General features: G+C 63.1%; 17 protein-coding genes. All 17 read right to left on the bottom strand.

The annotated features are described in order from the left end of the window. Positions 1–217: 217 nt before the first annotated feature. Positions 218–979, bottom strand: a complete 762-nt coding sequence (locus tag M2397_RS08635) for a PIG-L deacetylase family protein (RefSeq protein ID WP_131696143.1) — start codon at positions 977–979, stop codon at positions 218–220. 177 nt (positions 980–1,156) lie between these two features. Next, on the bottom strand, positions 1,157–1,816 hold the full coding sequence (locus tag M2397_RS08630; protein WP_131696144.1) for a glycosyltransferase family 2 protein: 660 nt from the start codon (positions 1,814–1,816) through the stop codon (positions 1,157–1,159). Next, the gene (locus M2397_RS08625; RefSeq protein WP_131696145.1) at positions 1,813–2,412 is read right to left on the bottom strand and encodes an SAM-dependent methyltransferase; all 600 of its coding nucleotides are present in this window, start codon (positions 2,410–2,412) and stop codon (positions 1,813–1,815) included. The genes M2397_RS08630 and M2397_RS08625 overlap by 4 nt, the downstream gene beginning before the upstream one ends. After that, positions 2,409–3,167 carry a PIG-L deacetylase family protein gene (locus M2397_RS08620; protein WP_131696146.1) on the bottom strand — a complete coding sequence of 253 codons (759 nt, stop codon included), beginning with the start codon at positions 3,165–3,167 and terminating at the stop codon, positions 2,409–2,411. The genes M2397_RS08625 and M2397_RS08620 overlap by 4 nt, the downstream gene beginning before the upstream one ends. Next, the gene (locus M2397_RS08615; RefSeq protein ID WP_167656746.1) at positions 3,164–4,162 is read right to left on the bottom strand and encodes an acyl-CoA dehydrogenase family protein; all 999 of its coding nucleotides are present in this window, start codon (positions 4,160–4,162) and stop codon (positions 3,164–3,166) included. The genes M2397_RS08620 and M2397_RS08615 overlap by 4 nt, the downstream gene beginning before the upstream one ends. Before the next feature lies 1 nt (position 4,163). Beyond that, positions 4,164–6,323 (bottom strand): glycogen debranching protein GlgX, encoded by a 2,160-nt coding sequence (glgX, locus tag M2397_RS08610; protein WP_131696148.1) that lies wholly within the window; start codon positions 6,321–6,323, stop codon positions 4,164–4,166. A gap of 130 nt (positions 6,324–6,453) precedes the next feature. Next, the gene (locus M2397_RS08605) at positions 6,454–6,723 is read right to left on the bottom strand and encodes a DUF2934 domain-containing protein (RefSeq protein ID WP_131696149.1); all 270 of its coding nucleotides are present in this window, start codon (positions 6,721–6,723) and stop codon (positions 6,454–6,456) included. Positions 6,724–6,747: 24 nt separating this feature from the next. Beyond that, the gene (locus M2397_RS08600) at positions 6,748–9,498 is read right to left on the bottom strand and encodes a malto-oligosyltrehalose synthase (RefSeq protein WP_259242648.1); all 2,751 of its coding nucleotides are present in this window, start codon (positions 9,496–9,498) and stop codon (positions 6,748–6,750) included. Continuing rightward, on the bottom strand, positions 9,495–11,579 hold the full coding sequence (gene malQ, locus M2397_RS08595; RefSeq protein WP_259242647.1) for a 4-alpha-glucanotransferase: 2,085 nt from the start codon (positions 11,577–11,579) through the stop codon (positions 9,495–9,497). Before malQ ends, M2397_RS08600 begins: the two co-directional genes overlap by 4 nt. Next, positions 11,576–13,321 carry a malto-oligosyltrehalose trehalohydrolase gene (gene treZ / locus M2397_RS08590; RefSeq protein WP_184742389.1) on the bottom strand — a complete coding sequence of 582 codons (1,746 nt, stop codon included), beginning with the start codon at positions 13,319–13,321 and terminating at the stop codon, positions 11,576–11,578. The genes malQ and treZ overlap by 4 nt, the downstream gene beginning before the upstream one ends. Before the next feature lie 19 nt (positions 13,322–13,340). Beyond that, the gene (glgA, locus tag M2397_RS08585; RefSeq protein WP_131696153.1) at positions 13,341–14,897 is read right to left on the bottom strand and encodes a glycogen synthase GlgA; all 1,557 of its coding nucleotides are present in this window, start codon (positions 14,895–14,897) and stop codon (positions 13,341–13,343) included. Positions 14,898–15,391: 494 nt separating this feature from the next. Continuing rightward, positions 15,392–16,345 carry a D-2-hydroxyacid dehydrogenase family protein gene (locus tag M2397_RS08580; protein WP_259242646.1) on the bottom strand — a complete coding sequence of 318 codons (954 nt, stop codon included), beginning with the start codon at positions 16,343–16,345 and terminating at the stop codon, positions 15,392–15,394. Positions 16,346–16,370: 25 nt separating this feature from the next. After that, a complete protein-coding gene (locus M2397_RS08575) occupies positions 16,371–17,372 on the bottom strand; it encodes an alpha/beta fold hydrolase (protein WP_145337755.1) in 1,002 nt (333 codons plus the stop codon). 44 nt (positions 17,373–17,416) lie between these two features. Beyond that, positions 17,417–17,860, bottom strand: a complete 444-nt coding sequence (locus tag M2397_RS08570) for a YqaA family protein (RefSeq protein ID WP_131696156.1) — start codon at positions 17,858–17,860, stop codon at positions 17,417–17,419. A gap of 3 nt (positions 17,861–17,863) precedes the next feature. Then, positions 17,864–18,310 (bottom strand): DUF411 domain-containing protein, encoded by a 447-nt coding sequence (locus tag M2397_RS08565; RefSeq protein ID WP_145337757.1) that lies wholly within the window; start codon positions 18,308–18,310, stop codon positions 17,864–17,866. A gap of 81 nt (positions 18,311–18,391) precedes the next feature. Continuing rightward, entirely contained in the window at positions 18,392–18,850 is a 459-nt protein-coding gene (locus M2397_RS08560) for an SRPBCC family protein (protein WP_259242645.1), read from the bottom strand. Between the two features lie 90 nt (positions 18,851–18,940). After that, complete coding sequence (locus M2397_RS08555; protein ID WP_131696159.1) at positions 18,941–20,935, bottom strand: methyl-accepting chemotaxis protein; 1,995 nt, start codon at positions 20,933–20,935, stop codon at positions 18,941–18,943. Positions 20,936–21,082: the final 147 nt, after the last annotated feature.

Genomic DNA, 21,082 nt, shown 5'->3' with positions numbered 1-21,082 from the left:
CCGATACCGGCAAAGGCAGGTGCAGGCCAGACCATGACAACGTGACGCGCGATACGGATCAGGGACGACGGGTTACCTGTTCGAAAACACCGGCCAATGCAAAGGGTTGGCATGGCTTTCTCGACTGCACCTCAAGCTGTGCAGCGCTTTTTGCACCATAGCCACACATCGTGCGGGGCGCCACTGTCAGAAATAACAGGTACAGACGAGTGGGCGATTACACAAACACAATTTCGTAAGGCTCGCGCATACGCTCCAGCAGTACCTGGGCCAATATCGGCGCCAGGCCAATCTGCGGGTCGCCCGCCAACTGGCTGGCATACGCATGGGCGGCGTGGAGCTTGCGCGCCACAGTCCAGGTGTCCAGGCGTACCTTGCGTGCCCGCTGCCAGGGGATCATCGCACCCTCGCGGGCGGGGCAGTGCCAGGCCCAGATCGGCAGTTCATACAGTTGCGCACCCACCAGGCTGCAGGCTTTGGCGCTGGCACGGCCGACGACGTCATGGTCGTCATTGCCGTCGTTGCGCCACGTGGTAAACACCACGTCGCCCGGTTGCAGGTAGCGCGCGATAAATTGGCTCAACTGCGGCTCGCGAGCGGCGAGGGCGTTGTCGCAGAAACCGCCGCGAATCCACTTCAGGCTGTGCAAGGGCATGCCCAGGCGGCGCAGCGCTTCGGCGCTTTCCTGGGGGCGCACCACACTCAGGCGTCTGGCCGGCCATACGCAGGAGCCCGGGTGGCTGGCGCTGCCGTCAGTGATGGAGATCAGTTGCAGAGGGTGTTCCAGGGTGCTGAGCAATTGCAGTAGACCACCGCAGGCCACCACCTCGTCGCCGGGATGGGGCGCGATGATCACCACGCGCGCGCCGGCGGGCACCAGCGAAGCGGTAGAGATAGGCGGGATTTGCGCCAGCTGCGGTGCGCTGTTCCAGATTTGCGCGGGGCCGCGATGGCCTTCACTAAGAGAGGCAGGCTTCATGGGAATTACATCCTTGTCGGTTGATGCTGGGTCATGCCCCGTTGATGGGACGACTCTATTTATTCACCACAGACTCCGCCGTGGTGTGCGCATGGCAATCCAACCCTGAATTACCAGCAAGGCGTCATCAGCATAGACAAGGATTGGTCGCTTTTACATTTTGCAATGTCGTTTTTTTCAAGACGCGCACATCAGGCTCTTTAAATAATCGCCGAACCCGCCTTGGGCACGGGCCTCCAGGCGCGCGCTGGTGATGACTTGCGGGGCGTGGCTCCAGGCGATGGACGCACCGCAGCGCTCGAGGTCGCGCACCAATTGCACATCTTCGTGACAGGGCAGCGGTTCGAACCCTCCGGCGCGCACATACGCCCCGGCACTGATGCCCAGGTTGGCGCCGTGGATATGACGATGACCGTCCCGGGCCTGGTATGCCTGCTGGTAACGGATCTGCGCCGCCGGCTCGAACCCTTCGCTCCAGGCGTCGACGGTCACCGTGCCGCACACCGCGTCGGCGCCCAGTGCCAGCTGGGCTACCAGCCAATCGGGGGCCACGCGGCTGTCGGCGTCGGTGCACGAAATCCAGCGTGCGCCCTGGTTGAGCAGGTGCCGCGCGCCTACCCCGCGCACGTGGCCGACGTTACGTGCCTGGACTTCCAGGCGCTGCACCGGGAAACCCTCGGCAATCGCGGCACTGGCATCGCTGCAACTGTCGAGCACCACCAGGATCTGCACTGTTTCGCCCAGCAAGCCTGGGTGGCTGGCCGCGACCAATGCTGCCTCCAGACAGCCGCCGAGCAACGCCTCTTCGTTATGTACCGGGATCAGAATGCCGATCATCGCAGGCCCTCGAGGGTGGCGACCGAAGTGCCGTCACGGCTCCACAGGTCGAGCAGGAAATCGTGTTCGTGGTGGGTGGCGACCAAGGGCATCGCCAGCCGCTCATGGAGCAGGGCATGCACCTGTTCGGCGGTTTGCGGGCAACCGTCGATAGCCGGGCGCCAGTGGCAGGCCAGCACCTGGCCATTGGCGGTGAGGCTGCTGAGGACGCGATCGATCAAGCGGCACAGGTCATCGCTGTCGAGGTAGTAGCACAGTTCGCTCAAGACGATCAGATCGAATTCGCCTGTCGGCCATTGCTCGGGCAGGCGGCTCTGCTCCACCTGGGCATGGGCAAACCCCAGCAAGCGGCTGCGTGCCAGGGCGACGGCGGCCGAGGCCGTGTCGCAACACAGCAGGTGGTCACAGCGCGGGGCCAGCTCGAAGCTCAATTCGCCATTGGCGCAGCCGGGTTCGAACACCGAGGCATAGCGCGGCCGAGTCAACAGCGCCAGGGTCAGCGCACGTTTGCGTCGCTCGTACCAGCGTTGTCGAAAGGCCCAGGGGTCGTCGTTACCGGCAAACAGTTGATCGAAATACGGCGTCGCCACACTCATACAAATACCACTTCAAAAGGTTGCAGCAGACGCTCCACCACATAGGGCGCCAGCACCGGCGGCAGTCCGATCTGCGGGTCACCCTCCAACTGGCTGGCGAACGCGTGGATGGCGTGGCGTTTACGCGCGACGGCTTCACAGCTCAGCGGGAGCTTGCGGGCGCGGTGCCAGGGCACCAGGCTGTTCTCGGGAGATGCCCAGTGCCAGGTCCACACCGGCAGCTCATAGAGGGCCGCACCCACCGCGTGCGCCGCCTTGGCGCTCGCGCGGCCAACGGCCTCGTGATCGCAATGGCCGTCTTCGCGCCAGGTGGTAAACACCACATCCGCGGGTTTGAGGTGGCGCTGGATGAAGGCGCTGAGCTGCTCTTCCCGCGCCGCCACCTGGCCGTCGCTGAAGCCGGCCCGCAACCATTTCAGGCTGTGCAACGGCACGCCGAGGCGATGCAGGGCCTGTGCCGACTCCTGCGGGCGTACCACGCTCAAGCGCTCCACCGACCAGTGTGTGGAACCGGGGTGACTGGCGCTGCCATCGGTGACCGAAATCAATTGAATGGGCCGGCCCAACTCGGCCAAGCCTTGCAACAGGCCGCCACAGCCCAACACTTCGTCATCCGGGTGCGGGGCGATGATCACCGCGCGGTGGCCCTCGGGTACCAGTTGTTCGACGCTGATCTGCGGCAGTTCGGCCATCAGCGCCGAGTCCTGCCAGCGGTGCAGTGGCGTGCCCTGGCCTACAATCGGGTTGGGTTTCATAATTGCCACCTGCCTGTGGGGTCCCCGGCGACCAGTTCGCCGAGGCCGGCCAGGTCGCGTTCGGCATGGCTCTGGCGGACATACACCGGCAGGTCCGCCATCAACTGGGCAAAGTGCGGATCCTTGCAGTACGGCCCTGCGCCCACAGCTCGGCCGACATGCCGCATGACCTGCTCGACGCTGTCCTCGATGCACGCGCGTACCTGCTGGGCCAGTTGCCGGGCGTCAGCCTTGGGTTCGCGGTCGATCTGCAGAGCGCTGGCGCGCAGCACACAGGCCGCGCCGTTCAGTGCACTGTCAACGGCGCCGAGGTGCGCGAGGGCATGGGGTTCCGGGCGCTTGCTGCAGTGATCGCGCAGCACCTCTGCCAGGCGTTGTGCCGCACCGTACCAGCAGGCGGCAATGCCAATGCCGCCTTGCCAGAACCCAGGGCGCGAGAGGTAGTCGCCGGGGCCGCCCACGGCAATGCCATGAGCGCCGTCAAAGACGACCTCGACGCTGCCAGTGGCGGCCATACCCACGGCATTCCAACCGTCGTTGGTGACAGTGATGCCCGGCTGATCCATCTGCACCGCCACCAATTGCTGGCTGCCTTGTTCATCCCAAGCCGTCAACAAACCATGGCTGACCACCGCCGCCCCGGAACACCAGGCTTTACGCCCGTCCAGGCGCAGGCGATGACCATCGCGGCGCACCTGCACTTTGGCGCTCGGCGGTTCTGCAGCCCACATGCCCCAGAGGCTGCCCAGGGGCGGCAGCGGGCTGTCGAGTTCGGCAATGATCGCCAATGCGTCGGTGTGGCCTTCGAACAGTTTGCATAAGCGCAGGTCATGGCCTGCCACTTGTGCAAGGCGGCTGAACCGCCCCAGTGTGTCGCCGCTGCCAGGCAGTGGCAACTGATCCAGGCCAACCTCCTGAAGTGCCCTCAGGGCCTTGCCCAGGTCCTGCGTGTCCGCATAGTCCTGGAAGCCTTGAAGGAATCCATGCAGTGCCATGTCACACCTCGTCGTCACGCTGCAGTTCGAACAGCAGCAGCGAGCGCCCGGTCACGCCGTACTCGTGGTCGAACTCAAAGCGTTCCTGGCCACGCACTGCTGGCTCGTTGGTATCCAGCATGCAGGTCCAGAACTCACCCTCTGGCACCGGCGGCAGACGGAAATTGACCACGTCGTGGTGGGCGTTCACCACCAGCAACAGAGTGGCGTCGGCACCGGCGCGGCGAATCCCGGTTTCCTGGGCGCGGCCATCCATCAGCATGCCCAGGCAACGGCCGTGGCTGTCTTCCCACTGTTCGGTGGTCATCTCGTTGCCGTCCGGCGACAACCAGGTGACGTCCTTGACGCCGATGTCTTCGTTGTAGTCGCCCACCAGGAAGCGGCCACGACGCAGGATCGGGTAGGCCAGGCGCAGCTTGATCAGGCGCTTGACGAACTTGAGCAACGCCTTGCCGTCATCGTCCAGTTCCCAGTTGACCCAGCCGATCTCGCTGTCCTGGCAGTAGGCGTTGTTGTTGCCGTGCTGGGTGCGGGCGAATTCATCTCCGGCCACGATCATCGGCGTGCCCTGGGCCAGCAGCAGCGTGGCAAAGAAGTTGCGCATCTGGCGCAGGCGCAGTGCGTTGATTTCCGGGTCGTCGGTCGGGCCTTCCACGCCGTGGTTCCAGGACAGGTTGTTGTTGCTGCCGTCCTGGTTGTTCTCGTCGTTGTCTTCGTTGTGCTTGTCGTTGTAAGACACCAGGTCATGCAGGGTGAAACCGTCGTGGGCGGTGATGAAATTCACCGAGCTGTAGGGGCGGCGGCCACGATGGTTGAACATCTCGCCCGAGGCGGTCATGCGCCCGGCGAAGTCTGCCAGTTGGCCGTCATCGCCTTTCCAGAAGGCACGTACGGTGTCGCGGAAACGGTCGTTCCATTCAACCCAGCCCGGTGGGAAGTTGCCCACCTGGTAGCCGCCGGGACCGCAGTCCCATGGCTCAGCGATCATTTTCAACTGGCGCAGCACCGGGTCCTGGCGGCAGGCCACGAGGAAACTGTGGCGCTCGTCAAAACCGTCGCGGTAGCGCCCAAGAATGGTCGCCAGGTCGAAGCGGAAGCCATCGACGTGCATTTCGGTAGCCCAGTAGCGCAGGGAGTCGGTAACCATTTGCAGCACGCAGGGGTGGCTCAGGTCCAGGGTGTTGCCGGTGCCGGAATCGTTGATGTAGAAGCGCTTGTCGTCGGGCATCAGCCGGTAGTACGAAGCGTTGTCGATGCCGCGCATGGACAGGGTCGGGCCCCGCTCGTTGCCCTCGGCGGTGTGGTTGTAGACCACGTCGAGGATCACTTCCAGCTTCTGCTCGTGCAGGTGCGCAACCATCTCCTTGAACTCGGCGATCTTGCCGCTGGCCAGGTAACGCGGGTCGGGGGCGAAGAACGCAATGCTGTTGTAGCCCCAGTAGTTGGTCATGCCTTTTTCCAGCAGGTGCTGGTCGTTCACGAAGGCGTGCACCGGCAGCAGTTCCACCGACGAGATGCCCAACTGGCGGATGTGCTTGAGCACGTCATCTTCCATCAACCCGGCACAGGTGCCGCGCACGTCTTCGCCGACCGAAGGGTGACGCATGCTGATGCCGCGCAAGTGGGTTTCGTAAATGATCGTACGGTCCCATGGCACCCGCACCGGCTGGTCGTTGCCCCAGGTGTGCGCCGGGTCGATGACCTTGCACTTGGGCACGAACGGTGCGCTGTCACGCTCGTCGAAACTGAGGTCGTCATCCGGGTGGCCGATGGTGTAGCCGAACAGCGCTTCGGACCATTTGAGTTCGCCCACCAGCTGTTTGGCGTAGGGGTCGATCAGCAATTTGTTGTGGTTGAAACGATGACCATTGGCCGGATCATAAGCGCCGTACACACGGTAGCCGTAGATCAGCCCAGGGTGGGCGTCGGGCAAGTAACCGTGGAATATTTCGTCGGTGTATTCGGGCAATTCGATGCGCTCGAGTTCCACTTCGCCGGTGTCGTCGAACAGGCAAAGTTCGACTTTCTCGGCGTTGGCCGAGAACAGCGCGAAGTTCACACCCAGGCCATCCCAGGTAGCGCCGAGGGGGAAGGGCAAACCTTCACGAATCCGCGACGGCTCGTTACCCGGCGTCGATGGGGTCTTATGGGGTTTGCTCATTGAGTTGCTCCTGCAAGGCTATTTTTTCGGGCCGAACGCGGCCCTGCTGACGTGTGTTCAGCGGATGAGAAGAAGAGTGAAGTCGCCTTTTGCCGACAGCGCCGGCAAAAGGTTCGTGACGCCGTGCGCGTTAAGCCTTGGGCTTTTTCGGCGCTGGCGGCTTCTTGGCCGCCGGGGGCGCCGGTTTGCTCGCGGTGGGCGCAGGTGGCTTGGCCTTTGCCGCAGGCTTGGGGGCGGTCTTGGGCTTGGCGGCGGGCTTGGGTTTGCTCGGCGTCAGTGCTTCGGCTTCGGCCAGCTTGCGCGCCATCTCCCAGTGGCGCGCGTCTTCCCCGTGGGGTTTGCCTTCAGACTCCCAGATCTGATGCGCCAGTTCGCGTATGCGTTTGTCTTCAGTACTCATCACAATGCTCCTCACAGAAAATTTTCAGCTTTCTTGATCATCAGAATTGATAAAGACATTGACCGGGAAATCCCCCAGGGCAGTGCTGATCAACAGCTCCTTGTCTGGTGTGACTGCGCCTGTATGAAAAAGTCCCTTCCAGTTTTGCGTTGGCACGGCGAACGGTAATTTCACCCGGGTATCGCCCCAAACCTGCGCATTGATCTGGGGATGCACACCGTTTTCAAGCAGGTCATGGGACCAACGTGGCACCACCACCAGCAGGCGTTTGCCCTGGTGTTCGCGGCAGAACGCGACCACCCGTTCGGCGTGTCGGCCGACGACTTCCAGTGCTGTATAGCGGCCGTTGCGGAACACGTCCGGATGGGCCTTGCGCAAGGCCAGTACGTGGGCAATCAATGTTTGCTTGATACGCCCGTCACGCCAGTTGAACAACAGTTCGCCGATGTCCGGCGGGGTAGTGAGTGCCTGTTGCCGCGCGGTGAAATCCACCGGACGACGGTTGTCCGGGTCCACCAGGCTGAAGTCCCAGAACTCATCGCCCTGGTACAGGTCCGGCACACCCGGCACGGTAATGCGAAGCAAGGTTTGCGCCAGTCCGTTGACCGCGCCGGCGGGGGCGATGGCCTGGGCGGCGCTGCCGATTGCGCTGCGCAGCGGCTGACCTTCATCACTGAGCAGCAGACGTGTGAGAAAGGCTTCGACCCCCTGTTCATACGCCTCGTTGGGCGCGCTCCAACTGCTCTGCAACTTGGCTTCGCGCAGGGCTTTTTGTTGCCACTGCCACAGGCGCTGGTGATAGCCCTCGAAGTCTTCGGCCTGGTCCAGCGGCCAACTGCCCAGCAGCACCTGATACAGGATCAGCTCATCGCCGGCCGACGGTGTGGTCGCGTCGTCGCGCAACGGTGCTGCCAGGGTGCGCCAATGCTCCACTTGCTCGACGTACCACGGCGCGCACTCGCTGAGCACGGCCAGGCGCGCACGGGTGTCTTCGCCACGCTTGTGGTCATGGGTGGCGGTGGCCAGCAGGTTGTCGGGGAAGGCCTGCAAACGCTGTTGATTGATGGCGTGAAACTCGGCCAACGGCGCGCTGAACTGCTCGGTACTGAAGCCCACATCGTTGCGCGACAGCAGCACGGCCGAGCGGTAGAACGCGGTGTCTTCCACGGCCTTGGCGGCAGCCGGCGAGGTCAGTTGCTGGAAGCGCACACAGGCATGCTTAAGGATCTTGCGCTCACGGCCCACCGGGCGATTGCGCCAGGGTTGGCCGCCGAGCCATTTTTCCAGGTGTTCGAGCACCGGCCAGTCGCCCTCGCCAAGTGTCGTACGGGCGCCGTCCAGGGCCTGCTGGAACACTTTGTCGTCGTCGGCGCTACGGCCGCGGGCGCTGATATAGGTGCGGTACACCGGGAAATGCACGATCAGCTCCTGCAACGCGCGACGGATCGCGCCGAGGGTCAGGTCGCGGGTCATCACATCGTCGCGGGCCACTTGCAACAGGGCCTGGGCCACGCTTTCAAAGTCGCCGCCGAGGGAGCCGTTGAGGATTTGCTGGCGGGCCAGCCGCGCCTCTTCGATAAACGCCGAGGGCCGTTCGCTGTGCCGCGTCCATAAGTCCGCCAGCGGCGCAAAGCCCTCGGGATGGTGTTGCAGCAGCGACAACTGGTTCATGAATTCGTAGCCGGTGGTGCCGTCCACTTGCCAGTCTTCGCGCAGGGTTTCGCCCTCGCCGAGGATTTTTTCCACGAAGATCGGCAAGTGCCGCTCGGGCGACAGCGAATCCACCCGACGCCGCAGCTTGCGGCAGTAACCGCGCGGATCGGCCAGGCCGTCGATGTGGTCGATGCGCAGGCCATCCACCAGGCCTTCGCTGATCAGTTCGAAGATCTTGCCGTGGGTGGCTTCGAACACAGCGGTGCGCTCCACGCGCAACCCGCCGAGTTCGTTGACGTCGAAGAAGCGCCGCCAGTTGATGTCGTCTGCCGCCGTGCGCCAGCTGGCCAGGCGATAGGCCTGTTGCTCGAGCAGGTGGTGCAGACGGTTGAAGCCCTCCGGCGTGCGTCCGTCGAACTCGGTCAGCCGCTGTTCGATAGTCTCCAGGACTTCTGTGGCGCGTTCGGCCAATACCTGCTTGAGCCAGGCGGCTTCGGCGTAGGCATCATCCTGATAGGCCAGGGCGCTGAAGCGGTCGGCCAGAGGTTTGAGCCGCTCGTCGGCACCGAGGATGGCCGCGTAATCCCGTGGGCAGATAGGGAAGCGGTGTTCGTAGTGCTCAACGTAAAACACGCCGTGGGCCGCATCGAAATGCAGCGTCAGCGTACCGCTCTGCAAAGCTTCGCCGTAGTCGCTGCCGAGGAAGGGCATAAGCAATTGGCCCTTGAGCAGCGGGTCGGGCGAATGCCATTGGATGTCGAAGAATTCGCTGTAGGGGCTCAAGCGGCCCCATTCCAACAGGTCCAGCCACCAAGGGTTGTCGGCGCCGCCCACAGCCATATGGTTGGACACGATATCGAGGATCAGCCCCATATCGTGTTCGCGTAGGGCTGCGACCAGACGGCGCAAGGCCGGTTCGCCGCCCAGCTCGGGGTTAACGCTGGTGGGGTCGACCACATCGTAGCCATGCATGGAGCCGGCGCGGGCGCTCAACAATGGCGAGGCATACAGGTGGCTGATGCCCAATTGGGCGAAATACGGCACCAGGGGTACCGCGTCATCCAGGGTAAAACCTTTGTGGAATTGCAGGCGCTGGGTAGCGCGCAAGGGTAGGGCTTTCATCGGTCTCGCTCATAGGCTTGGTTGCGCGCGACGGCCAGCAGTTCGAGGCGGCGCGCGGCACCGGCGTTGTCGAGGAGGCTGGAGGCCTCGCCCGGTAAACGACGGCGCCAATTAGGGTGGGTGTCGGTGGTGCCGGGCAGGTTGGCTTGTTCTTCGAGGCCCAGCGCGTCTTCCAGCGGCAACAGCACCAGCGGCGCACGGGTGTGGCCGAGGTAGCGCACGCTGGCGTCGATCATGTGGTCGGTTTCGTTGCGGATCTCATCGACGAAGTTCTGCGGGTCCTGGCTCAAGGCCTGGCGCAGCGCCTGGCGTTCACGCAGGCGGTGTTCGCTCCATTGCTCCACGGTAGGGGCATCGATCAGGCCCAGCTGGACGTTCCAGTCGATATCACGGCTGTGCCACCAACCGTTGAGGGTCGGCAAATCGTGGGTGCTGGTGGTGGCCAGGGCGTTATCCGGCCAGTCCAGGATCGGGTTGAACTGGCCATCGTGGCCCTGTTCGAACAACAGCACGCGCATGCCGAGGATCGAGCGGGCGATGAGTTTTTCGCGCAGCCCATCGGGCACCGTGCCGAGGTCTTCTCCGAGCACGATGGCCTGGTGGCGGTGGGATTCCAGCGCCAGCAGGCGCAACAGGTCGTCTACCGGGTAATACAGGTAAGCGCCTTCACGCGGCGAGGCGTCCATGGGAATCACCCACAGGCGTTGCAGGCCCATTACATGGTCGATGCGCAAGCCGCCGGCATGGGCGAAGTTGGCCCGCAGCATCTCGATAAACGCGCGGAAGCCGTTGCGCTTGAGACCCTCGGGCGAGAACGCGGAAATGCCCCAGCCCTGGCCGGCGCGGTTAAGGATGTCGGGTGGCGCGCCCACGGTCAGGTCGGCCAGCAACTCATCCTGGCGGCTCCAGGCCTGGCTGCCACCGCCGTCGGCGCCGACGGCCAGGTCAGCGATCAAGCCGACCCCCATGCCGCTGCCTTTGGCGGCTTGTTGGGCGCGCTCCAGGCAACGGGCGATCAGCCATTGGCCGAAGGCGTAGAAGCCGATCTCGGCGTGATGCTCTTCGGCGAACGCAACCAGCGCAGGGCTCTGCGGCGAACGCCACTCTTCGGGCCAGTGGCGCCAGTCAAGGTCCTCGCCTGCAGCGGCGCGCACAGCCTGCACGGCTTCGAAGCGGCAATGGTTCTCCAGGGCCTCGCCACCGGCCTGGCGAAAGCTCAGAAAGTCGGCGTGCTGCGGGTGATGGCCGTGGCGGAAATCTTCATACAGCGCGCGTAGCATGCGCTGTTTGGCCTGGGCGGCGACAGGCCAGTCGATCAGGGTGTGCTGTTCCAGCGCGTGCAACTCTTCTTCCAGGCCAATGGCTTCAATCGCATTGCGCACCTCGCGTTCACCCAGAATACAGGCGGGCGAGGCATACAGGCTGTTGAGGAACAGGCGGCTGGACGGCGAGTAAGGGCTGTAGCGTTCGGTGTCGGCACTGAACATCGCGTGCATCGGGCTGATCGCGAGGGCATCGGCGCCGCGTTCGGCGGCGGAGCGGGCCAGGTGTTCCAGGGCCAGGGTGTCGCCGAAACCGCCATCGCCCAAGCGGCGCAGTGAATACAGCTGGGCGCTCAGGCCCCAGGCGCGGGCGGGCCGGGTGTCCACCGCTTCGGCCACGCTGTAGCAATGGGTGGGCGCGACGGCCAAGGTGAAGCTTTGGTCGTCGATATGCACCTGGTGGTAGCCCAGGGCGATAACGCCGGGCAATACGGAGTCGCCGTCGAGGCGCAGCTCCAGGGTCTCGCCGCCTTCGAGGTTGACCCGGCACAGGGTGTCAGGTTCGAAGTAGCGCGCCAGGTCGAGGCCTTCACCGCTGTCGACGGTCATCAGGGGCGGCAGGTGCTTGTCTTGTTGCACGCGCTCCAGTTCAAGCAGGCTGGCGTTGATGTCGGCATCGCTGTCGGCCGGGTGGCCCAGGCCTTTGAGAACCGCGCGCAGGGCGTCGGGTGTCACTCGTTGCGGGCGGCCGTTTGCATCGATCCAATCGACGGCCAGGCCCGCGCGGCTGGCGAGGATTTCCAGGTTCGCTTCGCTCAAGGGTGCTCTCCAACAGGGGATAAAGTGACGCGGGCGCTGAAGGGCGGCAGTTGCGCACCTTGTAGGGCCGGCGTTTCAAACAGGACCGGCGCGGTCGCCGGGTGATCCAGCGGCGTGGCGCTCAGGTTCAGGTCGATCTGCAGCAGGCTGCCGTTACCCAGGCGCCAGCGCGCACTGACGGCCGCGTAGGCAAGCACCTGCGCGCCCAATGCCTCGGCGCCAGGCAGGTGCGGCACGATATGCCGATGGCGCAGGCTGAGCAGTTGGCGATAGAGCTGAGCGTGTTCGTTGCCGGCGATCACTGGGGCCGATTGCTCGAATGTCGACAGCGCGTTGGGGTCGGGGATGCGTTCACGTCGCTCGGGATCGTGGAACGCTGCGAAGTCGGCAAACTCATTGCGCCGGCCTTCACGCACCGCTTCGGCCAGTTCACCGTGGTGGTCGGTAAAAAACAGGAACGGCTCGCTGGCGTTCGCCTCATCCCCCATGAACATCAGCGGAATCATCGGCGACAACAGCAGCAGGGCGGTTGCAGCCTTGAGCGCCTGGGGCGAGCAAAGCTGGTGCAGGCGTTCGCCCAGGGCGCGGTTGCCGATCTGGTCGTGGTTCTGCAGGAAGGACACAAAGGCCGTGGGCCGCAGTTCACTGCTCGGCTCGCCACGTTCATGACCATGGCGGGTGGTGTGGCCCTGATAGATAAACCCTTCGCCCAGGCAGCGGGCGAGTTTGGTCGTGGGGTCCTGGGCAAAGTCGCTGTAATAGGCATCGGTTTCGCCGGTTAGCAACACGTGCAGCACGTTATGGAAGTCATCATTCCATTGCGCGTCGAAATCCTCCTTGAGCAGGCTGGCCTGGTTCAGCTCGTTTTCCAGCACCAGCCACACATGACGACCGGTATCCACCTGCTGGCGTACCCGATGCGCGAGTTCCTGGAGGAAACCGGGGTTGTCGATAGCGTGCACCGCGTCCAGGCGCAGGCCGTCGAAGCGGTACTCGAGCAGCCACATCAGCGCGTTGTCGAGGAAGAAATTCCGCACTTCACGACGCTCGAAGTCGATACCGGCACCCCACGGCGTGTGCACGTCTTCCTGGAAGAAGCCCTTGGCGTATTGGCCCAGGTAATTGCCGTCAGGGCCGAAGTGGTTGTAAACCACGTCGAGGATCACGGCGAGGCCGTGCTCGTGGGCGCTGTCGATCAGGTGTTTAAGTTGCTCGGGCGAGCCGTAGGAGGAGTGCGGTGCGTAGGGCAGCACGCCGTCATAACCCCAGTTGCGCTCACCGGGAAATTGCGCCAGCGGCATCAATTCAAGCGCGGTGACGCCCAGCTCGGCCAGGCGTGGCAGGTGCTTTTCGACTTCGGCGTAGCCGCCCATCGCGCCTACGTGCAATTCGTAGATCACCGCTTCGTGCCAGGGACGGCCTTGCCAATTGGCGTGGCGCCATGGGTAGGCGAGCGGGTCGACTACCAGGCTCCAACCATGCACGTCCGAGGCCTGGGCCCGGGACGCGGGGTCGGGAACATCCATTTCCCCATCAATGTTGTAGCGGTAGCGCGTGCCCGCCGGGCACTTTACTTCAGTCTCGAACCAGCCATCTGCCTGGGGCAGCATGGCGATGGATTTACCGTTTTCCAATTCAACGCTGACATAAAACGCGTCTGGCGCCCACAAGGCAAAACGCGTGTGTTGCGCGTCCAGCATGATTGCGCCGTGGGGCCAGGTTTCCAAAGTCCGTAACGGCATCTATGAAGACCTCCCTTGATTATTTAGTCGATTTCCCCAAGGCCTTGGCCACCAGTTGTTCATACAGCTCGGCGTACGGTTCCACCGCCTGGCACCAGTTGAAGGGTTGGGTCATGGCGCGGCTGCGCATGGCGTTGAGCAGGCCTTTATTGGCGAATACCCGGAACGCGCGGCTCAGGGCTTCTTCGTAGCTTTCTACGGTGGACTCATTGAACAGGAAGCCGGTGACGCCATTCTCGATGGTGTCCGCCAGCCCGCCGGTATTACGTGCCACCGGCAGCGAGCCGAAGCGCTGGGCATACATCTGGCTCAGGCCGCAGGGCTCGTAGCGCGAAGGCATCAGCAGGAAGTCACTGCCGGCGAACATGCGCCGCGCATCGGTCTCGTTGAAGCCGATGCGCACACCGACCTGGCCTGGGAAGCGCAGCGCCAGTTCACGCATGGCCTGTTCTTCTTCCGGCTCGCCGCGCCCGATAATGGCGATCTGGCCGCCGTTTTCGACGATAAAGCTGGCTACTGCTTCGGTGAGGTCCAGGCCCTTCTGGTAAACCAGGCGCGAGACCACCGCGAACAGCGGGCCGGTGGAAGCATGCAGGCCGAACAGTTCGCGCACGTGGTCGGCATTGACGGCCTTGCCTTCCCAGTCACCGATATTGAAGTTATGGGTCAGGTGCGTGTCGGTGGAGGTTTCCCAGCTTTCATCGATGCCGTTGGGGATGCCACTGAGCAGGCCTTGCTGGGTCTTGGCGGCGAGGAAACCGTCGAGACCACAGCCGAATTCCGGCGTGGTGATTTCCTGGGCGTAGGTCGCGCTCACGGTGGTGATGTGGCTGGAATACGCCATGCCCGCCTTGAGGAACGACATCTTGCCGTAGAACTCCATGCCTTCCTGCTGCAGGGCGTGCGGCGGAATGCCCAGCTCCGGTGTAGAGGCCAGGCTAACCACGCCCTGATAGGCGAGGTTATGAATGGTGAACAGGGTCGGTGTGCGTGACCCACGCCAGTGCATATAGGCGGGTGCCAGGCCAGCGGGCCAGTCATGGGCGTGCACCAGGTCCGGGCACCAGTGGATCTGGGCGAGGTTGGCGGCCATGTCGGCAGCGGCCAGGCCCAGGCGGGCGAAGCGAATATGGTTGTCCGGCCAGTCGCGACCGTTGTTGGCGCCGTACGGCGTGCCTTCGCGCTCGTAGAGCTCGGGGCAGATCAGCACATAGATGACCAGGCCGTCCTTGAGGTCCATGCGCCCGATCTTGCACGGCGGCAACGCGGCGTGGCCACCCAGCTCACCGATGATATGGATCGGGTTGTCGCTTTCCATCACCTGCGGATAACCGGGGATCAGGACGCGAACATCGTGCAAATGAGCCATGGCGCGCGGCAGGGCCGCGGACACGTCGCCCAGGCCACCGGTTTTCACCAGGTCGGCGAACTCGGAGGTGACGAACAATACCTTCTTTCGATTGGGATTATTACTCACGATCGGCCGCACAGTGTTGGGCAGGTCGGCCAGTGACGTTGGCCCCTCTGCCGCCTTACTAAAACGCTCTCCCTGAGTATCTACAGCGGCACTGATCATAGTTCTCTCCCAATGTTGGTTGGCTAATGGCCCGCTGCCACTAGCTCCGAAGACCGCATCCTGCGGCCAGGCGCACAAGCGCTATACAAACTGGCAAGGCTTATGCCAGTTGCACGGTCGGCTTAAATAGATTGGATAGACGGGCATCGGGCTGTGAACCGTATGCGCGCGCCTTACCTTAAAACTGGACCTACGGCAGAGTTCGAAAGTTTCGATTTTTTGCGGGGTTTTTGTTTTGGAACGGACCCATCGGTCATCAGTCTAGGACAGATCCCAGAGCCTGTAGGGTTTATGTGGGAATTTTGTAGGACAAAAAACTTGTAACGATATGCGAAGTTGTACGCGACGAGATTTTTGTGGGGGGCGGTGGGCCTGTGGCGAGGGAGCTTGCTCCCGCTGGAATGCGAAGCGCTCCCTGGATTTCAGCGCCGCTTCGCGCCCCAGCGGGAGCAAGCTCCCTCTCCACAGTAGCGCAGCTGCCCTGTAATGGTGCGTCAGCCGAGCACGCGAATGGGCGCGCCCTTGGTCCAGGCCTGGATGTCTTCAATCATCTGCTGATAGAACTGCCGGTAGTTCTGCTCGCTTACATAGCCCACATGCGGCGTGGCGAGTACGTTGGGCAAGTGGCGGAACGGGTGGTCGACCGGCAGCGGCTCTTCGGCGTACACATCCAGTGCCGCGCCTGCCAGGCGACCAGCGGTCAATGCCTGCACCAGCGCCTGTTCATCCACAATCGGCCCGCGCGCGGTATTCACCAACCGGGCCGTCGGTTTCATCCAGCTCAATGCCTCGGCGTCGACCAGGTCACGGCTGCGGTCGCTGAGCACCAAATGAATCGTGAGAATGTCGGCCTGCTCAAACAGCTCGCGCTTGCTGACCCAGGTCACCCCGGCTTGCGCCGCGCGCTCCGGCGTGAGGTTTTCGCTCCAGGCAATCACGCGCATGCCGAAGACTTGGGCGAACTGCGCGACCTTCTGGCCAATACTGCCCAACCCGAGAATCCCCAGGGTCTTGCCATACAGGTCGCCGCCCAGGCCCACCTGCCAGCCACCCGCGCGCAGTGAGCTGGCTTCGGCCAGCAGATTGCGCGTAGACGCCATGATCAGCGCCCAGGTCAGTTCCGGCGCCGCTTGCTTATAGCTGTCGGTGCCGCACACCTGGATGCCCAGGGCCTTGGCGGCGGCAAGGTCTATGGCGGCATTGCGCATGCCGCCGGTGACCAGCAACTTGAGGTTGGGCAGACCCTGCAGCAGGGCTCTGTCGAAGGTCGAGCGTTCACGCATGACGCAAATAACCGTGAACCCCTTCAAACGCTCAATCATCGTGGCGGTATCTGCCGGGTAATCGTGCAGGAAATGCACCTGCCCCACGGCCTCCAGCACCGACCAATCCACCACGCCACTGGCCACATTCTGCCAATCATCAATGACTGCGATCTGTACCGACATGCACGCGTGCCTCGAAAAAGTTGGATTAAAGGGCGTTCAACCCCTGCAACAGCGCCTGGTGAAACTTCGCGGGCTCTTCCATCTGCGGTGCATGGCCCAGGCCTGGAAACTCCACCAGTGTGGCGTGGGGAATCAGTTTGGCCACTTGCTTGCCCAATACCGCGTAGTTGCCGATCCTGGCCTTGACCGCCGGCGGCGCAATGTCTTTGCCGATGGCGGTGGTGTCGGCAGTACCGATGAGCAGTAGGGTGGGCATCTGCAGGTTCTTGAACTCGTAGTACACCGGCTGGGTGAAGATCATGTCGTAAATCAACGCCGAGTTCCATGCGACCAGCGTGTGCCCGGGGCCATTGCTCAGGCCCGCATACATGTCTACCCAACGCTCGTACTCAGGCTTCCAGCGCCCGACGTAATAGGTGTTGAGCTGGTACTTGCGAATCCCCTCGGCGCTGACTTTTTGCTCCCGCGCATACCATTGGTCGACGCTGAGCGAGGGCACGCCCAAGGCTTTCCAGTCTTCCAGGCCAATGGGATTGACCAGCCCGAGCTGTTCGGTCTGCTCGGGGTACATCAGCGCGTAACGGGTGGCGAGCATGCCGCCGGTGGAATGGCCGAGCAGCGTGGCCTTCTGAATGCCGAGTTTTTCCAGCAGTTGGTGGGTGTTGAGGGCCAACTGCTGGAAGCTGTACTGGTAGTGGTCGGGCTTGCTGGAACTGCAGAAGCCGATCTGGTCCGGTGCAATCACCCGGTAACCGGCGTCGCTCAAGGCCTTGATCGTGCTTTCCCAGGTGGCGCCGCAAAAGTTCTTGCCATGCATCAGCACTACGCTGCGACCGTTGGGTTGCCCCTTGGCCGGCACGTCCATGTAGCCCATTTGCAGGGATTTACCCTGGGATTGGAATTGGAAATGTTCGAGGGGATAGGGGTATTGGAAGCCTTGCAGCTCAGGGCCATAGCTGGCGGCGAACGCCGGGGCGATGCTGGCCGTCAGCAGGCCGGCGATGCAAAAAGCACGGGATAGAGGCATGGGCGGGGCTCCGAGTAGGGTGCTCGGATGCTGTTTGCGGGGGATTAACGGGGGATTAACACCCACTGCAAGGTGATAGCGGCGAGTACCGCGTATCGCAGGCCCTTGGCCAGGGTCACCAGCAGCAGGAACCGCCACAACGGCTCACGCATCACCCCGGCCACTAACGTCAGCGGGTCGCCTATGACAGGCACCCAACTGAGCAGCAGCGTCCAGTGCCCCCAGCGTTGGTAATGGTGGCGGGCTTTTTCCAACTGCTTGTCGCTGACCGGAAACCAGCGGCGCTGCTTGAAGTGCTCCACCCAGCGTCCCAGCCACCAATTGACCAGCGAGCCGAGGACATTGCCCAAGGTGGCAATCCCCAGCAGTAACCACAGGCTGTAATGCCCGCTGATCAACAGGCCGACCAGCACCGCCTCCGATTGCAGCGGCAGTAACGTCGCCGCGCCGAATGCGGCGAGAAACAGCCCCAGGTAACCCACCGGCACCGATCAGTGCGCCGGGTAGTCCGCCACCACCACATCCTGACCGTCGCGGGTCAGGCCGATGACTTGATACGCCTCGGCATGACCCTCCATTTCCATGCCGGGCGAACCCATGGGCATGCCCGGTGCGGCGATTCCCAGCAGGTCGTCGCGCTTGCGCAAGGCCAATACCTGCTCGGCGGGCACATGGCCTTCGACGAACTTGCCGTCGATCACGGCGGTATGGCACGAGCCCAGGCGCGGGGCCACGCCGAGGCGTCGCTTGACGGCGCTCATGTCGGCTTCGACATGGTCGTTGACCTTGAAGCCGTTGCTTTCCAGATGGCTGATCCACTTTTTGCAGCAGCCGCAATTGGCGTCGCGGTGCACATCGATGGGGATCAGGTCGGCGGCCTGGGCCAAGGTGGTGGTGAGCAGCGCTGAAAGCAGGGCCAATCGCAAGGGGGTTTTCATCGAGGTCTCGTCCAATACCGGGCAGTAGGCGGGGCATTCTCCCTGCTTTTTCGCAGAGGGCGTCGCGGTAATGTTTCAAAATTATACAGAGTGCGCGTTTTCCATCCGCTGCTTGAGACGGTCCAGTGCAATCGCCGACAGCTCGATCATCCGTTCATGGAGGCTGGCCAACTGCAATTCGGTTTCATAGGTCAGCACGCGCTTGAACAGGGTGCCGTCGCGAAAGGCCTGCAAAAAGTAGTGAATCGAGCCGTCGACCGCCAGTGAGGTGAACACCGTCTTGAACTCGTCGGGACGCCGGGCGATCTGCACGCGGTAGCTCATGGGCACGCGTACGCCCAGCAAGTCGATCATTTCGGTAAAGCGTGCACCGGCGTGGAGTGGGCCGGTGGTGCCGGTGTCGGCACCGAGGGAAGTGGGGTGCCATTCGTGCCAGCGATCCGGTTGGGTCACATAGTCGTAAACGGCATCGATAGGGGCCTGGATAAAACGTTCCTGACTGATCCGCTCCAATCGGACCGACTGCTCGGCAGCGCGCATGGCACACCTCCTGTGTGGCGGGGCTGAACACTTGGAACTGTCAGAATAGTCCCACTCCCGCACATTGCACGGGAGTGTTTCAGCCATTTATCAGCGCACCTTGAAACGGCTCATCAATGCAATCACCCGGCCATTGGCGTCCAGCAGGCTTTGCGTATTGGTTTCCGTGGCATGCCCGCTTTGCACCAGCTCTTCGACCATATGTCGGATATGCACCATGCTGCGGTTGATCTCTTCGGTCACCGCACTTTGCTGCTCGGCAGCGGTGGCGATCTGGGTGCTGAGGTTATTGATATGGCTGACCGAACCGGCCATCTCGTCGAGGCCGCTGTTCACCCGCGCCGTGGCATCCGCCGCCGACTGGCAGCTGGCCTGGGTGTTTTCCATGGCCGCTACCGACGAACTCACACCGGTGGTCAGGCGCGCGAGCATCTCATTGATCTGCGAGGTGCTGGCCTGGGTACGCGCCGCCAGTGCGCGGACTTCGTCTGCCACCACCGCAAAACCACGGCCTTGCTCGCCAGCCCGCGCGGCTTCAATCGCGGCGTTGAGGGCCAGCAGGTTGGTCTGGCCGGCAATCGCGCCGATCACGCCGAGGGTTTCGGTGATGCGCGCGGCGTCCTGGCGCATGTTCTCGACGGTGTGGGTGGCACTGGCGACTTCGCCGATCAGCGCGCTGACACTGGTGGACGCTTCACCCACCACCACGCGGGAGCGGTCGGCATGTTCGTTGGCGCGTTGGGTGAACGAGGCGGTTTCCGCTGCGTTTTGCGCCACGGTGTCGGCGGTGGAGCTCATTTCGGTGATCGCGGTGACGGTCTGGTCGGTCTCCGAGGCGTGGCGCACCAGGATGCTGTTGGTGTGCGCCGAGGTGTGCTGCAATTGCTCAAGGCCCGATGACATGGCCCCGGTGGCCTGGGTCACTTCGCCGATCATGTCTTGCAGGTAGACGATAAAGCGGTTCACCGAATGGCCGATGGCGCCCAGTTCGTCTTCGGCGCGGATGGTGATGCGCCGCGTCAGGTCGGCATCGCCGGTGGACAGCGCGTCGATGTTGGTCTTCAGGGTTTTCATGCGCTGCACCAGTTGGCGGATCGCATACACCGCCAGCAGCACCAGCAGCAACACCATGGGAATCTGCAGCAGGGCCAGGCTGCCGAGCACGTCATCGCGCTGGGCGGTGATCAGCGAGGTGGGCAGGGCGGTCGCTAGGAACCACGGTGTGCCTTCGATGGGGCGCATGTAGAAGGTGCTGGCCACGCCCTGGTTGTCGAACTCGCTGCGCTGCAAGGCCTGGTCGCGATGGGCGAGGGCTTTGCTGACCTGGGTGGCAAAGGCTGAGGTGCCGGTCAATTCACTGATGTTCTTCAGGACCACGGGACTGCTCAGGCGTGTGCTGTTGCTGATGATCTTGCCGTCGCCTTCGACGATCAGCATCTGCCCGCCGATGTCCTTTTCCTTGCTCGCAACCAGTTCGTTGAAGAAGCCCAGGGTCACGTCGATGGTGGCCACGCCGTACGCCGCGCCGTCACGCTGGATCGCCATGGCGCAGTTGGTGCGTGGCTCCTGGCTGGCGTCGTCCTTGTATGCCGCGGCCCAGGCACATTGGCCGCGTGGCGAAGCGAGGCCGCCCTTGTACCAGCTCTGGTCGTAATAGTTGGGGGCGGGGTCGCTGTTCCAGAACGTGTTCACTGCCAGCTTGCCCGCCGCATCACGGTGCCAGAAGGTGCTGTGTTTATTGCGCCCCGGCGTGCGCTGGTTGGGCAGCGGCCAGATACCCCCACCGAAGACCTTCAGCTCACCATATTGGTCGACCAGGCCGGGCAGGACCTTGTCGATGGCATCGCTGTCGAGCAGCGGGATGGTTTGGGTGATGGTGCGTTGCTGGGACTGAACCTTGTTCAGTTCGCCCTGGATCTGTTCGGCCACCTCACTGATGCGGTTGAGCACCACCTGTTCTTCGGTATGGCGCAGCGTGGGCGCGACCAACTGGCCGATACCGACGACGGTCAACACGAATAGCACCAGGACGAACAGCACCAGAAACAGGGTATAGCGAGCTTGGATGGAGCGCAGTGGGGGCATGGGGGTCGTCCTTACGAAGCGTTTATTATCGACGCGGCTTTTTGGAGCTTCGTAGGGCTATCGGCTTGGCGAGGAAGAGCTTTAGGTATCCTGGTGCGAAGTTCAAGAACGGCTATACAGCGAGGTTGACGGCTTTCCTCGCTATAT

Source organism: Pseudomonas sp. BIGb0381 (assembly GCF_024809815.1).
In the GTDB taxonomy this organism is placed as follows: Bacteria; Pseudomonadota; Gammaproteobacteria; order Pseudomonadales; family Pseudomonadaceae; genus Aquipseudomonas.
The sequence above is the reverse complement of the archived record's forward strand: the minus strand, read 5'-3'. Positions and strand labels throughout refer to the sequence as shown.

Excerpts from the sequence above, each read along its gene's own strand:
- M2397_RS08555 (WP_131696159.1), bottom strand. The coding sequence starts at position 20,935 with ATGCCCCCACTGCGCTCCATCCAAGCTCGCTATACCCTGTTTCTGGTG.
- M2397_RS08615 (WP_167656746.1), bottom strand. The coding sequence starts at position 4,162 with ATGGCACTGCATGGATTCCTTCAAGGCTTCCAGGACTATGCGGACACG.
- M2397_RS08620 (WP_131696146.1), bottom strand. The coding sequence starts at position 3,167 with ATGAAACCCAACCCGATTGTAGGCCAGGGCACGCCACTGCACCGCTGG.
- treZ (WP_184742389.1), bottom strand. The coding sequence starts at position 13,321 with ATGCCGTTACGGACTTTGGAAACCTGGCCCCACGGCGCAATCATGCTG.
- glgX (WP_131696148.1), bottom strand. The coding sequence starts at position 6,323 with ATGAGCAAACCCCATAAGACCCCATCGACGCCGGGTAACGAGCCGTCG.
- M2397_RS08560 (WP_259242645.1), bottom strand. The coding sequence starts at position 18,850 with ATGCGCGCTGCCGAGCAGTCGGTCCGATTGGAGCGGATCAGTCAGGAA.
- M2397_RS08605 (WP_131696149.1), bottom strand. The coding sequence starts at position 6,723 with ATGAGTACTGAAGACAAACGCATACGCGAACTGGCGCATCAGATCTGG.
- M2397_RS08565 (WP_145337757.1), bottom strand. The coding sequence starts at position 18,310 with ATGAAAACCCCCTTGCGATTGGCCCTGCTTTCAGCGCTGCTCACCACC.
- M2397_RS08600 (WP_259242648.1), bottom strand. The coding sequence starts at position 9,498 with ATGAAAGCCCTACCCTTGCGCGCTACCCAGCGCCTGCAATTCCACAAA.
- M2397_RS08630 (WP_131696144.1), bottom strand. The coding sequence starts at position 1,816 with ATGATCGGCATTCTGATCCCGGTACATAACGAAGAGGCGTTGCTCGGC.
- M2397_RS08580 (WP_259242646.1), bottom strand. The coding sequence starts at position 16,345 with ATGTCGGTACAGATCGCAGTCATTGATGATTGGCAGAATGTGGCCAGT.
- M2397_RS08575 (WP_145337755.1), bottom strand. The coding sequence starts at position 17,372 with ATGCCTCTATCCCGTGCTTTTTGCATCGCCGGCCTGCTGACGGCCAGC.
- glgA (WP_131696153.1), bottom strand. The coding sequence starts at position 14,897 with ATGATCAGTGCCGCTGTAGATACTCAGGGAGAGCGTTTTAGTAAGGCG.
- M2397_RS08635 (WP_131696143.1), bottom strand. The coding sequence starts at position 979 with ATGAAGCCTGCCTCTCTTAGTGAAGGCCATCGCGGCCCCGCGCAAATC.
- M2397_RS08625 (WP_131696145.1), bottom strand. The coding sequence starts at position 2,412 with ATGAGTGTGGCGACGCCGTATTTCGATCAACTGTTTGCCGGTAACGAC.